20 protein-coding genes and 1 other RNA gene are annotated in these 19,927 nt (G+C 34.5%); 9 read left to right on the top strand and 12 right to left on the bottom strand.

Annotation, left to right across the window (positions count from 1 at the left end; genetic code table 11):
• Positions 1-22: 22 nt before the first annotated feature.
• From thrS to XYLOR_RS02650, 5 genes are all read right to left on the bottom strand, one after another.
• Positions 23-1,969 (bottom strand): threonine--tRNA ligase, encoded by a 1,947-nt coding sequence (gene thrS / locus XYLOR_RS02670; RefSeq protein ID WP_036876755.1) that lies wholly within the window; start codon positions 1,967-1,969, stop codon positions 23-25.
• Between the two features lie 88 nt (positions 1,970-2,057).
• A complete protein-coding gene (locus XYLOR_RS02665) occupies positions 2,058-4,013 on the bottom strand; it encodes a tetratricopeptide repeat protein (RefSeq protein ID WP_036876753.1) in 1,956 nt (651 codons plus the stop codon).
• 20 nt (positions 4,014-4,033) lie between these two features.
• A complete protein-coding gene (gene def / locus XYLOR_RS02660) occupies positions 4,034-4,594 on the bottom strand; it encodes a peptide deformylase (RefSeq protein ID WP_036876751.1) in 561 nt (186 codons plus the stop codon).
• Positions 4,591-5,010 (bottom strand): Holliday junction resolvase RuvX, encoded by a 420-nt coding sequence (gene ruvX, locus XYLOR_RS02655; RefSeq protein WP_036876749.1) that lies wholly within the window; start codon positions 5,008-5,010, stop codon positions 4,591-4,593. The genes def and ruvX overlap by 4 nt, the downstream gene beginning before the upstream one ends.
• A 5-nt stretch (positions 5,011-5,015) precedes the next feature.
• The gene (locus XYLOR_RS02650; RefSeq protein ID WP_036876747.1) at positions 5,016-5,510 is read right to left on the bottom strand and encodes an SPOR domain-containing protein; all 495 of its coding nucleotides are present in this window, start codon (positions 5,508-5,510) and stop codon (positions 5,016-5,018) included.
• A gap of 247 nt (positions 5,511-5,757) precedes the next feature.
• Between XYLOR_RS02650 and XYLOR_RS02645 the strand changes: the two genes are divergently transcribed.
• The 3 genes from XYLOR_RS02645 to XYLOR_RS02635 are packed head-to-tail and all read left to right on the top strand — an operon-like array spanning position 5,758 to position 6,595.
• Positions 5,758-5,979: a YtxH domain-containing protein gene (locus XYLOR_RS02645; RefSeq protein WP_036876746.1), complete on the top strand. Its 222-nt coding sequence runs from the start codon at positions 5,758-5,760 to the stop codon at positions 5,977-5,979.
• Between the two features lie 11 nt (positions 5,980-5,990).
• Positions 5,991-6,341 (top strand): phage holin family protein, encoded by a 351-nt coding sequence (locus tag XYLOR_RS02640; protein ID WP_036876743.1) that lies wholly within the window; start codon positions 5,991-5,993, stop codon positions 6,339-6,341.
• Between the two features lie 8 nt (positions 6,342-6,349).
• Positions 6,350-6,595: a hypothetical protein gene (locus XYLOR_RS02635; protein WP_036876742.1), complete on the top strand. Its 246-nt coding sequence runs from the start codon at positions 6,350-6,352 to the stop codon at positions 6,593-6,595.
• A gap of 298 nt (positions 6,596-6,893) precedes the next feature.
• On the opposite strand, the gene XYLOR_RS02630 is transcribed toward XYLOR_RS02635, so the two are convergent.
• Genes XYLOR_RS02630 through XYLOR_RS02620 form a run of 3 tightly spaced genes read right to left on the bottom strand, consistent with a single transcriptional unit; the run spans position 6,894 to position 9,519 of the window.
• The gene (locus XYLOR_RS02630) at positions 6,894-7,661 is read right to left on the bottom strand and encodes an MBL fold metallo-hydrolase (protein WP_036880566.1); all 768 of its coding nucleotides are present in this window, start codon (positions 7,659-7,661) and stop codon (positions 6,894-6,896) included.
• 2 nt (positions 7,662-7,663) lie between these two features.
• Positions 7,664-8,677: a UDP-N-acetylmuramate dehydrogenase gene (gene murB, locus XYLOR_RS02625; protein ID WP_036876741.1), complete on the bottom strand. Its 1,014-nt coding sequence runs from the start codon at positions 8,675-8,677 to the stop codon at positions 7,664-7,666.
• Between the two features lie 2 nt (positions 8,678-8,679).
• Positions 8,680-9,519: a DUF4348 domain-containing protein gene (locus XYLOR_RS02620; protein ID WP_036876739.1), complete on the bottom strand. Its 840-nt coding sequence runs from the start codon at positions 9,517-9,519 to the stop codon at positions 8,680-8,682.
• Between the two features lie 136 nt (positions 9,520-9,655).
• On the opposite strand from XYLOR_RS02620, the gene pheS reads away from it, so the two are divergent.
• Complete coding sequence (gene pheS, locus XYLOR_RS02615; RefSeq protein WP_036876738.1) at positions 9,656-10,693, top strand: phenylalanine--tRNA ligase subunit alpha; 1,038 nt, start codon at positions 9,656-9,658, stop codon at positions 10,691-10,693.
• Between the two features lie 68 nt (positions 10,694-10,761).
• Here the strand turns inward: pheS and XYLOR_RS02610 are convergent, their stop codons facing one another.
• The 4 genes from XYLOR_RS02610 to rnpB all read right to left on the bottom strand — a co-directional run bounded on the left by XYLOR_RS02610 (position 10,762) and on the right by rnpB (position 15,174).
• A complete protein-coding gene (locus tag XYLOR_RS02610; protein WP_036876736.1) occupies positions 10,762-11,427 on the bottom strand; it encodes a B3/B4 domain-containing protein in 666 nt (221 codons plus the stop codon).
• A gap of 17 nt (positions 11,428-11,444) precedes the next feature.
• Entirely contained in the window at positions 11,445-13,442 is a 1,998-nt protein-coding gene (ligA, locus tag XYLOR_RS02605) for an NAD-dependent DNA ligase LigA (protein WP_036876735.1), read from the bottom strand.
• Between the two features lie 11 nt (positions 13,443-13,453).
• Positions 13,454-14,770 carry a YihY/virulence factor BrkB family protein gene (locus XYLOR_RS02600; protein WP_036876732.1) on the bottom strand — a complete coding sequence of 439 codons (1,317 nt, stop codon included), beginning with the start codon at positions 14,768-14,770 and terminating at the stop codon, positions 13,454-13,456.
• Between the two features lie 26 nt (positions 14,771-14,796).
• An RNA gene (rnpB, locus tag XYLOR_RS13490) (RNase P RNA component class A) lies at positions 14,797-15,174 on the bottom strand.
• A 287-nt stretch (positions 15,175-15,461) separates the two neighbouring features.
• Between rnpB and XYLOR_RS02595 the strand changes: the two genes are divergently transcribed.
• The 5 genes from XYLOR_RS02595 (at position 15,462) to XYLOR_RS02575 (ending at position 19,923) form a co-directional block, all read left to right on the top strand.
• Complete coding sequence (locus tag XYLOR_RS02595; RefSeq protein ID WP_245601937.1) at positions 15,462-16,877, top strand: Do family serine endopeptidase; 1,416 nt, start codon at positions 15,462-15,464, stop codon at positions 16,875-16,877.
• Positions 16,878-17,050: 173 nt separating this feature from the next.
• On the top strand, positions 17,051-17,914 hold the full coding sequence (locus tag XYLOR_RS02590; protein WP_036876731.1) for a sigma-70 family RNA polymerase sigma factor: 864 nt from the start codon (positions 17,051-17,053) through the stop codon (positions 17,912-17,914).
• Between the two features lie 35 nt (positions 17,915-17,949).
• On the top strand, positions 17,950-18,564 hold the full coding sequence (locus tag XYLOR_RS02585; RefSeq protein ID WP_051508828.1) for a hypothetical protein: 615 nt from the start codon (positions 17,950-17,952) through the stop codon (positions 18,562-18,564).
• 7 nt (positions 18,565-18,571) lie between these two features.
• A complete protein-coding gene (locus XYLOR_RS02580) occupies positions 18,572-19,459 on the top strand; it encodes a phosphoenolpyruvate carboxykinase (ATP) (RefSeq protein WP_036876730.1) in 888 nt (295 codons plus the stop codon).
• A complete protein-coding gene (locus tag XYLOR_RS02575; protein ID WP_036876729.1) occupies positions 19,435-19,923 on the top strand; it encodes a S24/S26 family peptidase in 489 nt (162 codons plus the stop codon). The genes XYLOR_RS02580 and XYLOR_RS02575 overlap by 25 nt, the downstream gene beginning before the upstream one ends.
• The last annotated feature ends 4 nt before the right edge of the window (positions 19,924-19,927 follow it).

The following is a 19,927-nucleotide window of genomic DNA, read 5'->3' as shown; positions in this document are numbered from 1 at the left end:
TTTATAGTAAGCGGCTGCAAAGTTAAACATTTTTTGTCATTTCTGCAACTTCATCATTGATTTTCTTTGCAAAATCTTCTTTTTTCATTGTTCCTTGATCTCCCTGGCCTTGTTTTCTTACAGCGACAGTACCATCAGCCTGTTCTTTTTCACCAACAACAACCATATAAGGAATACGTTTTAACTCGTTATCACGTATTTTACGTCCTATTTTTTCGTTGCGGTCATCAATTGTGGCACGTACACCTACCAAATCAAAATATTTAGCCAAAGTCCTAGCATATTCATTAAATTTTTCACTTATAGGTAATATAGCTACCTGATCAGGAGTAAGCCATAATGGGAAATGGCCTGCAGTATGTTCAATAAGCACGGCAGTAAATCTCTCTAGTGAGCCAAATGGTGCACGATGAATCATAACAGGAGTCTTCTTTGTGTTATCTTCATCTGTATATTCCAACTTAAAGCGCTGAGGCAAGTTATAGTCTACTTGAATTGTACCTAACTGCCAACGACGTCCAATCGCATCTTTAACCATAAAGTCTAATTTAGGGCCATAAAATGCAGCTTCACCATATTCAACTTTAGCCTTAAGGCCTTTTTCATCACATGCTTCTATAATAGCCTGTTCTGATTCTTTCCATATTTCATCGCTTCCAATATACTTATCATGATCATTAGGATCACGTAATGATATCTGAGCTTCAAAATTATCGAAATGGAATATCGAAAATACTGATTGTATGATATCCATAACTCTAAGGAATTCATCCTTAACTTGATCTGGACGACAGAATATATGTGCATCATCTTGTGTAAAAGAACGCACGCGGGTTAAACCATGTAATTCGCCACTTTGTTCGTAACGATATACCGTACCAAACTCTGCAATGCGCAAAGGAAGATCTTTATAAGAACGTGGTTTCCATGCAAATACTTCACAGTGATGAGGGCAATTCATTGGTTTTAGCATATATTCTTCACCCTCTTCTGGCGTATGTATTGGCTGGAAAGAATCCTTACCATAGTGTGCATAATGACCACTTGTTACATATAAGTTTTTACTACCAATATGCGGAGTGATAACCTCTTGATATCCATAGCGTTTCTGTATCTTACGTAACATATCTTGCATACGAAGGCGTAATTCTGTTCCTTTTGGCAACCATATAGGTAGTCCCTTTCCGACACGTTCTGAGAACATAAAAAGTTCCATTTCCTTGCCTATTTTACGATGATCACGCTTTTTTGCCTCTTCAAGCATCAGCAAATACTCATCTAACATCTTTTTCTTAGGAAATGATACGCCATAAAGACGTTGCATCTGTTCACGATTAGCATCACCACGCCAGAAAGCTCCTGCAACACTAGTCAACTTAACAGCCTTTATTGCACCTGTATTTAGAAGATGAGGACCTTTGCAAAGATCTGTAAATGATCCTTGCGTATAAGTAGTTATTGTTCCGTCTGCAAGATCTTGCTCAATGTGTTCACATTTATATGTCTGACCATCAGCATTAAATTCTTTTAAAGCCTCAGTCTTAGAAATATCTTTACGTATAACTGGCTCTTTCTTTGAAGCCAATTCTTTCATTTTATCTTCAATTTTAGAAAAATCGCCTTCTTTTATAACCTCTCCATCTTTCAATAATACATCATAGAAGAAGCCATTTTCAATTGCCGGACCAAAACCAAATTGAATACCTGGATAGAGTTCGGATAGAGCTTCCGCCAAAAGATGTGCAGATGTATGCCAAAAGGCATGTTTGCCTTGTTCATCATCCCATTTGTAAAGTTCAATTGTTGAATTTTCATTAATAGGACGGTTCAATTCAACTGTTTCACCATTTACGCCACACGCCAAAACATCGCGTGCCAAAGCTGGTGATATACTTTCTGCAATCTGTAGTCCTGTTACACCTTGTTCATATTCACGAACAGATTTATCAGGAAATGTGATCTTTATCATAATTTTATATATAAATTTTCAATTTGGATGCAAAATTAATACTTTCTTTTGAGAATGACAACGATTTTATATTAAATTTTCGTCTTTGCTATTTGCGATACTTTTTTATAATACTGTATGCTGTATAAATGCCTAATTCTCCAGCCTTACTTAAATCCTGTATTCCACTTTTCTGATTATTATTAAAAATCTCAACAAGTCCTCTGTTGTAATAAGCTTCAGGGAAATTTTTATCTAACTTTAATGCTGTGTTATAATCTTCAATAGCTTTCCCATATTCTTTACACTGCGCATATATATTTGCACGGTTATAATAAAGATAAGCACACTGTTTGTTGAGGCTTATCGCTTTATCAAAATCTGAAATAATGCTCATAACTTTCATTTGAGCACCTAATCCCTGTGATGCTCTGAATTCATTCATCATAGACTGGCACACGGCTCTCTGCCAATATGCCAATGAAGAGGTAGAATCTACTTGTATATAGGCATTGAGATCTGCTACAGCATCTTCAAAATTTTGTATAACACTATATGCAACTGCTCTCTGCATCAAAAGTCCAGATTCGGCTACCATCGTTTTTGTTGTTGTCATCCGTTTGGATAGAGTATCTATAAGAGCAAAATATTTATTTGATTCACTCTCATCAAGAGTTTTTGGATTACAAGTAATACATATCTCTTTAATGGGCTTAAACGATATATTTAAGGACTCAAGATTCTTATCGTAAGCTTCGTAAGATTTCACTCCATTATTGTATTTAAGATAAGACAGTTGATATAATGGTTGGTAATCTATTTCTACTTTTTTATCTTGAATGCGACCTCTGTATTCACTTGAATACTCATGTTCAACATTGTCTTCATCAGCAACAACAAGCATACTGTACTTATCAAGATTTTGGTCACTTTTCTTTCTGATTTCACTTTTGCTCCATCGCCGCTGTATACCATACATTTTATTTAATTGAGCCTTAAATATTTTGAATTCATCCAGTTCAGCCTGTTTTGTATAACCTAATCTACGATAACAACTGGCTCTGTTCTGCAGTCCAGTCCAAAAATTAGGAAAAGTTTTAATTACCGATGAATAATCTCGTATTGCTCCTTTTAAATCACCCGTTTTATCCAACAAAAGAGCTCGATTGAATAAGGCCATCAAATTATCAGGCTCTAATTTAAGTACAAAATTAAAATCATAAATAGCTCTGTTATCATCACCGACTTGAGTACGAAGTAGTCCTCTATTATAATGCGCTAGAAAATTGTTTGGATCAAAGTCTAATGCTGTATCATAATCAGACATCGCTCCACGTAAATTATTAATTTTATATCTAGCCAAAGCTCTATTGATGTAATTGTTGACTATTTTTGGTTTCAAATGGATAGCACTACTTAGAAATCCGTCAGCCTCTTTCCATTTGTTACGAGCCAAACTTATCATAGCTCTCTGCATCCATACTTCGCCATCATAAGCATCCAACTCCAAACTTTTATCCAAAGATTTTATAGCCTCCGCTGTATCTTTTTTTGCGATATAAACATCAGCTCTAATAGAATATGCCTTAGCATAATTGCTCCAATGCCCAATAATAGTATCAAGATCCAATTGAGCATTTTTATAGTCTTTTTGCTGTATTCTACAAAGCACACGATTATACCATAAACCTTGATTATCTGGGTCGTTTTTTATAGACCTTTTATAATCGTCTATTGCTCCTGTATAATCATGTGTATGTATCCTGCATAATGCACGAAGTTCGAATATCCCATTAACGTAAGGATTACGTTCTATAGCTTCAGAACAATCGCTCTCAGAACCGACAAAATCATCTAAGTAAAATTTGGCAACTCCTCTGTAGTACCATGGTTCGTACAAATATGGCTTTGCTGATATTGCCTGATTGAAATATTGAATAGAAAGAACATAATCCTCATAATACAAAGCACTGCGGCCAGTCATTATAAGCCTATCTGTATTAAATTGCGCCATAGCTACTAACGGAAGCAAAGCGAACAAAATTAAATTAATCTTTTTACTCATAAAATTTCAAAAGTTCTGACCTATTTTCTTACTACTTTCACTCTGTATGAACACCGAACTTTCCCTTGCAGCATCGCTTTAAGTTTTCCTTTTATCAACTGCTTACGTAACGGCGACAGATGATCTATAAACATTTTCCCATCCAGATGGTCGAATTCATGTTGCATAACCCTTGCTAGGTAACCTTCAACCCACTCATCATGAGGTTGCATCTCTTCATCAAGATAGGTAACATGGATTCGAGTAGGCCTAGTAACATTTTCATGAATACCAGGTAAACTTAAACAGCCTTCCTCCATTGATTTTGTTTCACTATCATCAGTATCAACAATTCTAGCATTTATATAAGCCTTTTTAAATTCTTTATATTCTGGAAATTCATCGCCAAGTACTGTAAGATCTATAACAACCAATCTTATTGCTTTCCCAATCTGAGGAGCAGCCAATCCAACTCCATCTGATGCTGTAAGCGATTCGAACATGTCTTTAATAATTTGTTTCAAATCTGAATAATCAGGTGTTATGTCTTCAGCCAACTTCCTTAAAACAGGCTGTCCATAAGTATATATAGGTAATATCATTTCTTTTTTTTTGATTCTAAATAACTTTGTAATATAATAGTAGCACTGATTTCATCTACCAGTGCTTTATTTTGTCTAGCCTTCTTGTGTAGACCACCTTCTAACATTGCTCTATGAGCTAATACTGAAGTAAACCGCTCATCATAATATTCTATTGGAATATCTTTAACCAAATTTCTCCACCTGTTTACAAATTGCTGAACCCTAGCCAGATTTTCACTAGGCTGTCCATTAACCTGACGAGGCTCTCCTATTACGATTTTTTCAACAGATTCTCTATCAATATAGTTCCTCAAATAATCAAATAACTCACAAGTACGGACGGTTGCCAATCCTCCAGAAATAATCTGTAAAGAATCAGTAACCGCCAATCCTGTTCGTTTTTTTCCGTAATCTATTGATAATATACGAGACACGCCCTTTATTTAATATTATAAAGCAACCATGCATCTGGATACTTTGAGCGAAATTCGTCACGGCTACGTGCTGCATCTGCCTTTTGATCGAATGTTGCTGCAATCACACGATACATATTACGTTCGGCATTATATGCTAACTGTGCATCATAACCTGCATTTTTCAATTGTCCCTGTAAACCTTCTGCATTTGCCTTAAGAGAAAAAGAACCGACAACAATACTAAAGTTTTTTAAACCAGCACCGTTTAACAATGTAACTTTTTCTTGTCTTACTGATACATTGTCTGAATTGTCAACTACTTTAGTCTGGTCTGCAGGTTTTGTCTCTAAAGGTGTAACCACTTCAGTTTCACTATTCATAGGTGTTGTTGGCTGCTGGGCTGTTTCTTGAGCTTTTGCCTTCTCATAAGCTTTTTTATATGCACTTTCGCTAGATTTACAACTTGTGAAAGCCAATGCCGTGCATAAACCTGCACAAATAACCATGTACTTTTTCATTTTTCTATTCTTTATTTAAAGATTAAACTTCTGCATTTTTACTTTTATCTTGCGAAATTACACAAATTAGAGCAAAACCAAAGAAAAACGGCACATAAAGTTTGTTAAATGTCGAAAAATGCGATATATTAACAAAAATTGCAACCTATTTTGTTGCTATTCCAAAATGATTTATTATATTTGCTAACGATAATGAAAGGGATGTATGGCCATTCCTAAATATGTATAATCATAAAACATTAAGATTATGAAAACATTAGGTTATATCGGAGCTTTTTTAGGCGGTGCTATCGCTGGAGCTACATTGGGTTTATTATTAGCTCCTGAAAAAGGAACTGATACTCGTGAAAAAATTAATGATGCCGTTGACAACTTTTGTAAAAAGCACAACATCAAGTTAAGCAGAAAAGATATGGGAGATCTTGTTGATGATATCAACGATATCAAAGATGATACTGCTACTGAATAAATTAATCTCATATGTTTTCAAACGATAAAAACATAGAGTCTATAGGACAACTCATTGAGCTGTTGAAAGATTACGTCGGGCTTCAGAAAGAATACATGAAGCTCGATGTAATAGAAAAAATTGTAACTTTAATTAAGGCCCTCGCTATTTTAGTCGCAGGTCTTGTGATTGCTACCTTCATAATTATTTTTCTTTCTTTTGCAATTGTGTATTCTTTGAACAATTTTATTGGCATCGTTGCATCATATTGTATAGTAGCAGCTTTTTATATGCTTTTGTTCATTATCTTTGTCACGTTTAGAAAGAGTCTTATAGAACGCCCTTTAGTAAGATTTCTAACAAAGCTATTGTTAGACAAATAAATGTTACCATGGAAGAAATGAAATTTGAAACAATAAATGCCATTCATGAGCGTAAAGAGAAATTATTACAAGAAATACGTAATAATAGAAATAGAATTGATGAAAATTGGAAATCAATGTTCTACAATGAAATACCTAAATCTAAAAGCAATCGCTGGATTAACATCATAAATACAAGCACGGGGATTCTTGATGGAGTACTTCTCGGTTGGAAATTATACCGTAAATTTAGCAAATCTTCTAAAAAGTTCTAAACATATTAATTCCAAAAGATAATCAAGAACATCAAAAAAGCTAAACAGATTATTATTTATACATAAGTTTTTAAATAATCATTTTGCATGTAGATATATTTTATTAAAATAAAAATGGAGTACCGCCGTACTCCAACCTTTTCTTTGTTAACCTTAAATCTAATACTATGAAAAACACATCGCAAATTTATTTATTAATAATAATATAAACAAGCTTTTACGCATTAAAGTAGCTTACTGGCAACATTATTTAACCAATAATTTGATTTACAGATATTTACATAATACTTTTTAAGCATTATATTACAATTTTTTGCCCGTCATAAGCCATCTCAAAGCCATGTGGCAATATTTTATTTACATCATCATGTAAACCTATATGATGGCAAGAGTGTATCAAATAAGTTTTTTTAGCACCTACCTTACGAGAAAAATTAATAGCATCATCAACTAACTGATGAGAGTGATGCTCTTTTGTAAATCTTAATGCATTAACAACAAGAACCTTAACTCCACAGAGATAACTATACTCAGATTCATCAATAGACTTCATATCTGTAATATAGGCAAAACTATTAAATCTGAATCCTAATATATGCATATTACCATGAATAACCTGAATTGGCATTATATCAATATCGCCTATACGAAAAGGATTATGTGCTGATATAATATTAAGATTTATATTAGGAACGCCAGGATATAACTTTTCCTTATCTTCAAAACAATAAGGAAAAGCTCTTTTTAAGCCGAAAGCCGTTTCTTCATTTGCAAAGATTGGAATATCACCAAATTTACAAAAAGGGCGTAAATCATCAATACCGGCTACATGATCATAATGTATATGTGTGAGCAACACTGCATCTATTTTTCGGAATGGCTGTTTAAGCATTTGTTGCCTAAAATCAGGGCCACAATCCAAAAGAATTCTTGTGCGGTCTGTTTCAATTAATACAGAACAACGTAAACGTTTATCTTTAGGATTAGTACTTTTACATACGTCACAATTACAGCCAATAGAAGGTACTCCACCAGATGTTCCAGTTCCAAGAAATGTTACGTTCAATTTCATTTTATATTTACCTCCGGATAAATATCTATATCAAATTTTGATTTTACATCGGCTATTATAGTTGTACATAAGTTAAGAATTTCTTTACCTGTTGCTCCACCTTTGTTCACTAGAACCAATGCTTGCTTATCATGTACACCAGCATTACCCAATGATTTTCCTTTCCAGCCACATTGCTCAATCATCCACCCTGCTGGAATTTTCTCATGTTCAGAATCAATTTTATAATGAGGCATTTCGTCATACTTCTTAGCAAGTTCTTCATACTTACTAGTTAAAACAATAGGATTCATAAAAAAACTGCCAGCATTACCTTCTACTTTAGGATCAGGCAATTTAGAATTTCTTATGTCAATTATAGTATTACGCAATTGAACTGCTGATGGTTTTACTATTCCCATTTCCAATAATTTGGAACGTATATTGCCATAGTTAAGACGTGGAGTATAATTTTTAGAGAGTTTATAAGTCACATAAGTTATAATATACTTATCACGCCATTCTTTTTTAAATTTACTCTGCCTATAAGAATATAGGCAATCAGAATTGCTAAATTCGACAAGATTACCTGTCGCTAATTCAACAGCTTCAACTTTATAAATAAGATCTTTAGCTTCTACTCCATAAGCACCTATATTCTGAATAGCACTTGCCCCAACCTCACCAGGAATAAGCGATAGATTCTCCATTCCATACCATCCATTACAAACAGAAAACAAAACAATATCATCCCAAACCTCACCACTACCGCATCTAATTAATACACCATCATCTGTTTGGAGTATTTCATGTCCTTTTATGGCTGAATGTATAACGGTTCCTCGATAGTCGCCTGTAAGCAAGAGATTGCTTCCTCCACCAATAATAAGTAAAGGCATATCATTTTCTGAAATATTGCACACAATGTTCTGCAACTCCTCAACACTTTCAAATTCGATAAATTTACTACATGTAACGTCTATACCGAATGTATTGTGTCTTAATAGACTATAATTATTTTCTTCTTTCACTTTTAATTACTCAATTTAGCCAATTTCCAATGCTTTCCTATTTTCTTGAATGTAAGTTCTACCTCCATACCATTAGCAATACCACGCATAACAAAAATTTTCTGCATACTTGTACGATATTGTTGCCCATAAATTATATTATAGATAAGTCCAGAAGGCAACTTTGGTGCAAAAGCAGGCCAAGTATCAGGAGTTATGATACCTTCCATTGTGCTAAAATCATCATCAGGATCAGGACCCACAAAATGTACCGGATTAATAAGACTTACACTTTGGAATGCAGAATCAACAGCAAAATGCTGATAAAACTTCAAAAATGAAGCATTAGTAGATTGATATACAGCTTGATTGTTTATTGATGTCATCATCCATTGTCCATTTATCCGGTTAAATATATACTGTTTTACATGGTTTTTACGTAAGCTTATTTTTTCTATTACGACATGATTTATTGAAGTATCTTTAACAACATTCATTTGCTTCAAGTTGTCAAATATCAAGGTATAATATCCTTGACGCATAAAGAAATGATCCATTTTCCATTGCGACTTTTGCAAGGAATCTATTCGGGTACCATTATACACATGCAGCGGAAATTTTATTCGCTTGTACTGTAGTTTCCTATTGGCCGCAAAATTAAAGATAAAATCATCAAACAACTCATCTGCTGCTTTCGGCATTGGAGCTTCAGATATTAATTGTTCCATTGTATCAACTGCGGCAGTCCTATCTGTTGAGTCAACAGCAGTACTATCGTCTGTATTATGTTTTTTATCTGAACAACCTGTCCAACACATCGTAAATGATGTCAACATAATAACAAAAATCACAACCTTTTTCATATTTATTTAACTAGGAATTTTATCCTTCTCTCAAATTTGCGCAAAAATACAACTTTATTTTGATATTTTGCTCAATTTTGAAGTAAAAATATTACCTTTGCAAGAAATTATTTCAAGAGAACAAATTTATCATAAAATGATACTTGACAAAATAGACAAGCTTCTTAAAGAAGTTAATGAGTTAAAAGCCTCTAATGCTGAGGAGATTGAAGCTCTTCGCTTAAAGTATTTAAGCAAGAAGGGGGAAATAACATCCCTTATGGCTGACTTTCGTAACGTTGCATCCGACCAGAAAAAAGTTGTCGGCATGAAAATCAATGAATTGAAACAGGCTGCTTTTGAGAAAATAAATTATCTTAAAGACCAGTACGAAACAGCCGAAAATGATAGTGAAGATATAGACCTCACACGTTCAGCATATCCAATAAAACTTGGAACACGGCACCCTTTAACGATTGTAAAGAATGAAATAGTAGACATTTTTTCTCGTATGGGATTTACGTTAGCAGACGGTCCTGAAGTTGAAGATGATTTACATGTTTTTACAAAAATGAATTTTGCTGCAGACCATCCAGCACGCGATATGCAGGATACATTCTTTGTTGAAACAAATCCTGAAGATGTTACAAAAAACATTTTATTGCGCACCCATACCAGTAGCGTACAAGCTCGAATTATGGAGAATTCAAAACCTCCTATACGTGTAATATGCCCTGGACGTGTTTATAGGAATGAAGCAATTTCAGCCCGTGCACATTGTTTTTTTCATCAAATTGAAGGTCTTTATATCGATGAGAATGTATCTTTCAAGGATTTAAAGCAAGTATTATTGACTTTTGCTCGCGAAATGTTTGGAGCTGATACTAAAATTCGCTTGCGCCCAAGCTATTTTCCTTTTACAGAACCAAGTGCCGAGATGGATATTTCTTGCCATATTTGTGGTGGCGTAGGATGCGGATTCTGCAAACACACTGGTTGGGTAGAAATTTTGGGTTGTGGTATGGTTGATCCTAATGTTCTTGAACTATGCGGAATTGACAGTAAAAAATATACTGGTTATGCATTTGGTCTTGGCGTTGAACGTATTACTAATCTAAAATATCAAGTAAGTGACCTCAGAATGTTCTCTGAAAATGACACTCGCTTTCTGAAAGAATTTGAAGCTGCCAACTAATTGGTACAAAATACTTAAGAATTATCAAAAAATGATCTATTTCACTTAGGCTTATTTTTTGATGATTCTTATTTAAAATAGGACACATTACCACCATCACTGAATGCATATTTAATAAGTAAACGCTGAATAAATTCAGCATTCGCCTTAACAGTTTCAATATTACCATCATAACCATTTATAACAGCAAATAGATGAGTGGTCTCAATAGTCATTTTTGTCCGTTCATTATCACTCGTTGGTGTACCTATGCCACCATATTTATCACGATAAACAGGTAGATCTTCTATATTTATAGAACCTCTACCAATACCGACATAAGGTTCACCAAACTTACCAACACCAAGCGTAATAGTATCACCAGCAATTTTATCACTATCAAAACCTCCAATGCTATATCCATAAATAAGACTAGCCATATTAATCAAATCGACCAAGGTATCTATTTTATATAATTCTTTCCCATTAAGGATTCTTCGCATCAAAGCTTCTGCGGCAGGTCTATACCGACTGGGGTCTTTACCACATTCTCTATATACCATCCGAGTAGCCTTGATACCTGATATCTGTTTAATACTATCAATTGTATATTCAGTCTTGAATTTATCACAAAACGATATAATTTCGCCCCAAAGGTCGGTATTGTATTTTGAGTTTTTAACTTTAGCCTCAACAACCGCCCCTATAAAATTAGGACATAATGTTTTTATAGGTTCTGACACTATTATATTCATCTATGTATATGATATTATTATATCATCTTTAGAAATTCATCTTCACTTACAATATCAACACCTAATCTTCCTGCTTTTTCAAGCTTTGATGGCCCCATATTATCACCTGCAAGTATAAAAGAAGTTTTTCCACTTATACTACCAACATTCTTTCCACCATTAGATTCTATTATTTGCTTATACTCGTCACGGCTATGATACTTAAAAACGCCACTTATTACAATACTCTTACCCGAAAGTATATTACTAGACGTATCTACTTGTTCGCCGCTTAGTTGCATCTTCAATCCATAAGAACGCAACCTGTTTACGATTTCCATATTAACAGGATTATGAAAATAGCCAATAACACTTCCAGCCATAACTTCACCTACACCGGCTATCTGTTGCAAATCTTCCATTGAAGCATTAGCTAGCGAATCAATATTTTTAAAATGGCGCGCTAATAATTTAGCAGATGTTTCACCTACAAAACGGATACCTAGAGCATATACCAAACGCTCAAATGGAACATTTTTGGAATCAGCGATACCCTTTACTATCTTAACGGCACTTTTCTCTTTTTTTCCATCAAATCCATTAATATCCTGAACATGAATATCATATAAGTCTGCAAAATTTTTAATAAGACCACGACGATAATATTCATCAACTGTTTCTGGTCCAAGACTATCTATATTCATAGCTTTACGTGAAATAAAGTGTTCAATCCTACCCTTTATCTGCGGTGGACAACCACTATCATTAGGACAATAATGGGCAGATTCACCATCAATGCGAATCAGTTCTGAACCACATTCAGGACAATGAGTAATAAAATCAATTGGTTTGGCATCAAAAGACCGCTTTGTAACATCTACTCCTACTATTTTGGGTATTATTTCACCACCTTTCTCAACATAAACATAATCACCAATATGAAGATCAAAACTACGTATAAAGTCTTCATTATTAAGTGTAGCACGTTTTACAGTAGTGCCCGCCAACTGTACTGCTTGCATATTAGCTACAGGGGTTATTGCGCCAGTACGTCCAACTTGAAATGTGACCTCCTGAAGTGGCGTACAGGCACGTTCTGCTTTATACTTATATGCTATCGCCCAACGCGGACTCTTAGCTGTATATCCAAGAGCATTCTGTTGTCGTATAGAATTTACCTTGAGCACTATACCATCTGTAGCAACAGGAAGATTCTTACGTTCTGAATCCCAATATTCAATAAAATCATATATTTCTTGAAGAGTTTTAACCTTCTTCATGCCTTTGCTTATCTTAAAACCCCACCTCTGTGCTTCCATTAGATTTTCATAATGGCCATCACAAGGTAGATTATCACCAAGTAAGTAATATAGATAAGAATCAAGATGTCGATTAGCGACTAGTTTTGAATTTTGACTTTTCAACGTACCACTGGCTGCATTACGTGGATTTGCAAATAAAGGCTCCTCTGATGCCTCTCGCTGCCTATTAAGTCTTTCAAATTCATTCCATGGTAAAAGAATTTCTCCACGTATTTCAAACTCAGAAGGATATTCTTGTCCATGAAGGACCAAAGGAATACACCGTATTGTTTTCACATTAGCAGTGACATCGTCACCATTTACACCATCTCCACGAGTTACCCCCCTAACAAGTTTTCCATTAATATATGTGAGGCTTATAGACAATCCATCGTATTTCATCTCACAACAAATATCGAAATCTTCACCTTTAAGGCCTCTCTTAACACTATTATAAAAATCTGCTACATCCTGTTCATTATATGTATTAGCCAATGATAACATAGGATATTTGTGCTTTACATGTATAAACTCTTGGTTAAGATCAGAACCGACTCTGTTTGATGGAGAATTAGGATCTGCAAATTCAGGATGTCGTGATTCTAAATCAATGAGTTCATGCATCAAGAAATCAAATTCTTGGTCACTAATAGTTGGCTGGTTCAAAACATAATACTTATAATTATATTCATGAAGTTGCTTACGCAATTCTTCTATTCTATTTAATTCGTCCATTATTTATATTTTCAAAGGTCCTTAAGAAGAATATCACGGCTACTATTTATATATGCTTTACGTATATTATAAGCCCTACTCCATAATTTGCTTGTCGTTTTACGCAAGTCAATATTAAGAGTCCATTTGCCATGTGATTCCAATCTATCAATCATCATACCTATACTTATGTTACCGGTTGATTCCGCAGGTAAATATGTGCTTTCCTCATCTTTTTCATTATTAGAAATCTCTATAACAAGATGGGATTGCACCATATCATAAAGTAAATCACTTATTATACGTGTTGGTATATTTGTAGCCAATTTTAATTTTAATACTGTATAAGGTTTTTGTCCTTCATCAAATCTTTTGCATATAACACTAAGCAAAATACAACAAAGCATTAAACGATATTTATAACTTATATCATGTGTATCTGTAAATATATAATCTTCTGAATTCTGACTTGTATAACATAGTTCAGCGCCAAAGAGACATATACTCCATGAAATCTGCACCCAAAGCATAAACAAAGGTAAAGCAGCAAAAGACCCATATATTGCATTATAACTTGATACCCAAATCTGTGAATGTATATAAAAAAATTGTAACCACTGCATAGCGACGCCTGCCAATATTCCAGGAATAACAGCGTAGCGCAGTTTTACACGAGTATTAGGCATAAAAACATATAAAGTAGTAAATATTAATGACATAAACAAATATGGCATAAGAAAGACCATGCTACGTACTAATGGTCCTAGCAGCATATAATCATTCATCTTTGTAAATATTGTACCAACAAAAATTGATATTCCACTAGTTAACACAATAATGATAGGTATAAGAAAAAACATTGCCAAATAATCAGTACAAGTTCGAAAGAATCCACGTGTCTTTTTTACTTGCCATATATCATTAAAAGTATTTTCTATATCGCTTGTCAACATTAAGACGGTCCAAAGCATAAAGATAATTCCCAAACCAAGAAATATTCCACTTTTAGTATGAACTAGGTATGAATTTACAAACCCAATTATAGTCTCTGCTACTTTTGGTTGGCTTGTAAGTGCATCTCTGAACCAGGCTTCAATATACTTAGAATATCCAAATCCCCTTGCGATTGCAAAGACGACAGCCATTATCGGTACAATAGCAAGTAATGTAGAATATGTAAGTGCTGCGGCAGAATTCATAACACGCTTTGTCGTGAAGAACTTTATTGCGAGTATTACTTTTTTTATTACCTCATAAAAAAGATAGCGCAAAGGAGAGACATCCGACTTATCAATTTTCCAGATGCCAATCTTTAAGAAATTTACCAATCTGCTAACTTTCTTATCCATTGTATTATATCTAAATTATAAAAATAGAAAACAGAATCCCTGTAAGCCGGGTTCTGTACTATGAGTCACTCTCATGAAACACAGTGTCTGCCATTTATCTACTCCGTATGTTGCCACACGGCTCTAGCGTCCCACCCTCTATCGGAATTAGTCGGGCGGGCGACCCTCAGACGATAGTATACGCGAACTTGCAGCCTCCAGATGACACAGTCTGATGATCACCCATCAGCTGGTGGTCTCTTACACCACCTTCTCACCCTTACTGTAAAGAATTACAGCGGTTATTTTCTTCTGCCATTTCCTACTGTTGCCAATAGCTTCTAATTTGGGAAGTGGAGTACCCTATACTGCCCGGACTTTCCTCTCATACGCAAAAGCGTACCAGCGACAGACCGGAATTCTGCTTTCATGCTGCAAAAGTACAAAATAAAATTGAGAAAAGGCGAAGAACAAAATAAAATAATTATTTAGATTATTCGATTTTTCATATTTCAATTTTTGTAAAAACTTACAAGGTTCTATTTAAGAGCCGTTAATAGCTAGATTTAGAGTGTTAAAAGACGACAAATAATAGGACAAAATGACAGATTTTCATTTTTTGAACCTACTTTTGCAAGTAAGTTTTTAAGAAAATAACTAATAAAATAATAAAATGATGAACAAAATTTCCAGAAAAATTGTTTATGCCTTTATGGCAGTATTTTTTTTAGCTGTTCCTGCATCAGCATTGGCTGTTTCTGTTCCAGGACAACCAGTAGATTTAACTTATGCCGCAGAGAAATCACTACCATGTGTTGTACACATAAAATATGTACAAAACAGTAAAGTGCAGACTGTTGATGTTCAATCTGATCCATTTGGAGATTTCTTCTCAAGTCCTTTCGATTTCTTTGGACAAGGACAACAAGACCAAGGTAATAACGGCACTCAGAAAAGGAAAGTGCAAACCCCTAAAAAAGAAGCTTCAGGTTCTGGAGTCATAATATCTTCAGACGGATATATTGTTACCAACAATCATGTTGTCGATGGTGCTGATGAACTTACTGTAACATTAAACGACAATAAAGAATATTCTGCAAGGATAGTAGGTACAGACAAAACGACAGACTTAGCTCTTGTAAAAATAGATGCAAAAAATCTTCCTGCTATTGCAATTGGAAACAGTGAAGATTTGAAAGTAGGAGAATGGGTCTTAGCTGTTGGAAATCCATTCAACTTAAACAATACTGTAACTGCAGGTATAGTAAGTGCCAAAGCCCGTTCATTGGGAGCAAATGGAGTTGAATCATTTATTCAGACTGATGCTGCGATAAACGCAGGAAATTCAGGTGGTGCACTTGTCAATGTAAAAGGAGAATTAGTTGGTATAAATGCCATGCTCTATTCTCAGACAGGATCATATAGCGGTTATGGATTTGCAATTCCTACTGCAATCATGAACAAAGTTGTTTCAGATCTAAAACAGTATGGTAATGTACAAAGAGCGCTTATTGGCATACAGGGTTCTGACGTAAATAATTATATCGACAATCAGAAAGAACAAGGTAAGACAGTTGACCTTGGAACAATGGAAGGTATATATGTAGCAAAAATTATTGATGAGGGGTCTGCAGAAGCTGCAGGAATGAAAGACGGCGATGTAATTACGGCTATAGACGGACAACCTGTCAAAAAGATGGCTGAACTACAAGAATTCCTAGCCAAGAAAAGACCAGGTGATAAAGTAACAATTACTTATTTACGTAATAAGCATAAAGGTACGACTACTCTTACACTCAAAAATGAACAAGGTAACACAAAAGTAGTAAAAGATGCCGATCTTGATGTGTTAGGAGCTAACTTCAAAGAAATCACAGAATCACAGAAGAAACAACTAAATATAAATTCAGGTCTCGAAGTTCTTAAAGTAAGTAACGGAAAAATGAAAGAAGCTGGTATCAACCGGGGATTCATAATACAAAAAGTTAATGATAACACAGTAAAGACAATAGATGATCTACAGAAAATAGTTAAAGAATCTTCAACAAGTAAAGATCCAGTTCTGTACATTCAAGGTATATATCCGACTGGCAAGAAAGCATACTTTGCAGTTCCACTAACTGATTAAAGTTTGAAAAAGAAAGAAGTCCCACTCTATTCTATAAAAGAGGGGACTTTTTTTATTTTACGCAAAAATATTGCTAAAACTTACGAAATAGTTTTTTTTAGGCAAAAATATTGCAATAAATTTGGTAATTCGGGAAAATTGGTTAATTTTGCAGTGCTTAAATTGTACGATACATGAGACAACTGAAGATCAATAAATCTATAACCAACCGTGAAAGTGCATCTCTTGATAAATATCTTCAAGAGATTGGACATGAGGAACTAATCTCCGTTGAGGAGGAAGTTGAACTGGCACAACGTATAAAAAAAGGTGATAGAAAAGCTCTTGAACGACTTACGAAAGCCAATTTAAGATTTGTTGTTTCGGTTGCTAAACAGTATCAGAATCAAGGGCTAAGCCTTCCGGACCTTATAAATGAAGGAAATCTAGGGCTTATAAAGGCTGCCGAAAAATTTGATGAGACGCGCGGATTTAAATTTATATCATATGCTGTATGGTGGATAAGACAAAGTATTTTGCAAGCGATTGCAGAACAAAGTAGAATAGTAAGATTACCGCTTAATCAAGTTGGATCTGTAAATAAGATAAATCGTGCATTAAGTAAATTTGAACAAGAGAACGAGCGGCGCCCATCCACTGAAGAAATCGCCAATAAAGTTGATCTTTCTGAAGATAAAGTTATTGATGCCATGAAAGTAAGCGGAAGACATATATCAGTCGATGCACCTTTTATAGATGGTGAAGACAACAGCCTTCTTGATGTTTTGGTAAACAATGATGCGCCTATGGCAGACAATTCTTTGGTAATGGAATCCCTGCGAAGTGAAATTAGTAGAGCTCTTCTAACACTAAATGAAAGGGAACGTCATATTATTGAAGCTTTTTTTGGAATTGGTGAGCCAGAGATGACTCTCGAAGAAATAGGTGATAAATACGGTCTAACGCGAGAACGAGTAAGACAAATAAAAGAGAAAGCAATAAGGCGACTTCGCCACAACACAGACAATCAGTTATTGAAGTCGTACCTTGGCAGTTAAACGTTTGTAAAATATTAAAAATCAGATAATTTATAATGAAATTTTTAAAGTATTTATTTATAGTTGCCGTAGCATTGATGTCTTTTTCAGTGACTAATATCGCAGCAAAAGATGTGCGTACGCCCATTTATATATTCGGTTTCGCCGCATCGTTTAATGATTCTACTGTGTACTTCACAGAAGTACAGAAATTAGACAGTGCATGGGTTAACAACAAAACAAAATTTCTTATAAACAGAAACAATTATTCTTACCAGTTAAGAGATTATATACAGAACAAGATTGGCAAGAATCATCCTACATGTATTGTAATGTTTGCAACTAATCGCAAACAATGCGACAAAAAATACGCAGAACTTAAACTTAAATATTCTAATTATCCAAAAGGGAAAAAGAAACACGAGACAAACTATGATGTTAAATACATAACCCCTTCTGAGTTCAGTTTCAGTATTATTGATGCATCTCAACAGGCCGCAGAAGATAATAAACCTATGACCAAAGAACAGAAAAAAGCAGCAAAGAAGGCTTTACATGAAAAGAACATGCAGGAAAAAGGTATAAGACCTGAAAACGGTAAAGGACATAGATCAGGAGGCAGTTTCTCTGGTAATGGAGGTAGACCAAGAGGTATGGGTTCTGGAATGTAAATTAGTAATGATTTCTAATAGGACAAATAATTTTAAAATAGCTGATTTTTATATCAGTATAATCTTTACAGAATCTCATATTAACAATATGACTCTTCTGTCTTCTTTTGAACCGTTCAGAACTAATTATGTCTCTGGCGGTTTGTTTTTTAAACTAACTATTGATGATTCTATATCCCAAAGAAAAGCTAATGATGCCATTGGCACCTTTGACACTGGAAATGGCAATACAGAAGTATACAGTTTAGAAGATGGAGGCTATCAATATATTATAAATAACACGGAAGGAAAATACTGCTGTCTGTTGCAGACTAACAAAGATTTCTCAGAGTGTGTATGCGCTTTAAACGGTGATACACGCATGAGGGCATTTGGCCTCAACAATGCATTAATGCTCATATTTGCATTTGTAGGAAGCCTACATGAAACTCTTTTGATTCATGCATCTGCGGTTTGCCATAATGATAAGGGATTTGCATTTACAGGCAAAAGCGGTACTGGTAAAAGCACTCATACAGATCTTTGGATGAAATATATAGAAGGTACAGAACTAATAAATGATGACAACCCCGTTTTGAGGGTTTTAGGCAACAAAACATATATATATGGCTCTCCATGGAGTGGAAAAACGCCATGCTATAAACAAAAGAGAATTCATCTTGGAGCTATAACACAGATAGTAAGGGCAAAAGAAGACAAAATAAAAAGAATGAATCCGGCAGAGTCATTTGCAAGTTCATTACCATCTTGCGCATCTATGAAATGGGATGATAAGAAATACAATGCTATTTGCGACACAATAACAAAGATAATAGAAAATACACCTATATACACTCTATATTGTCTACCAGATGAAAAGTCTGCAAGAATATGTCAAAGAACAATATCAAAATAAACGAAATTATATTTGATAATTCTATTTTGATGCCAGAGATTGTAAGGATGCTTAAAAATGGACATACTGTAACACTCAGGCTTAAGGGAACTAGTATGCGGCCTTTTATCGAAGGTACACGAGATAAAGCAATACTTAAATCACCAAGCAGCCCGAAAGTTTCAGATCCAGTTCTTGCTGAAATAAATAATGGAATATACGTATTACACCGAATTATAGACATAAATGGAGAGGATGTTATACTACAGGGTGATGGTAATATATTCGTCGAACACTGTAGAATGAATGACATAAAAGGTCTTGCAATTGGATTTTATAGAAAAGGTCGTAAAAATAAGATAGATTATATTTATAGTAGAAAGTGGAAAATATATTCATATATCTGGATAAGAATGCTACCAATAAGAAAATATTTATTGGCATTTTACAGAATCATATGGTTAAAAGTTTTCCCTATTGAATAAAAGT

This window comes from Xylanibacter oryzae DSM 17970 (assembly GCF_000585355.1).
Classification (GTDB): domain Bacteria; phylum Bacteroidota; class Bacteroidia; order Bacteroidales; family Bacteroidaceae; genus Prevotella; species Prevotella oryzae.
This window is presented reverse-complemented; position numbering and strand designations above follow the sequence as displayed.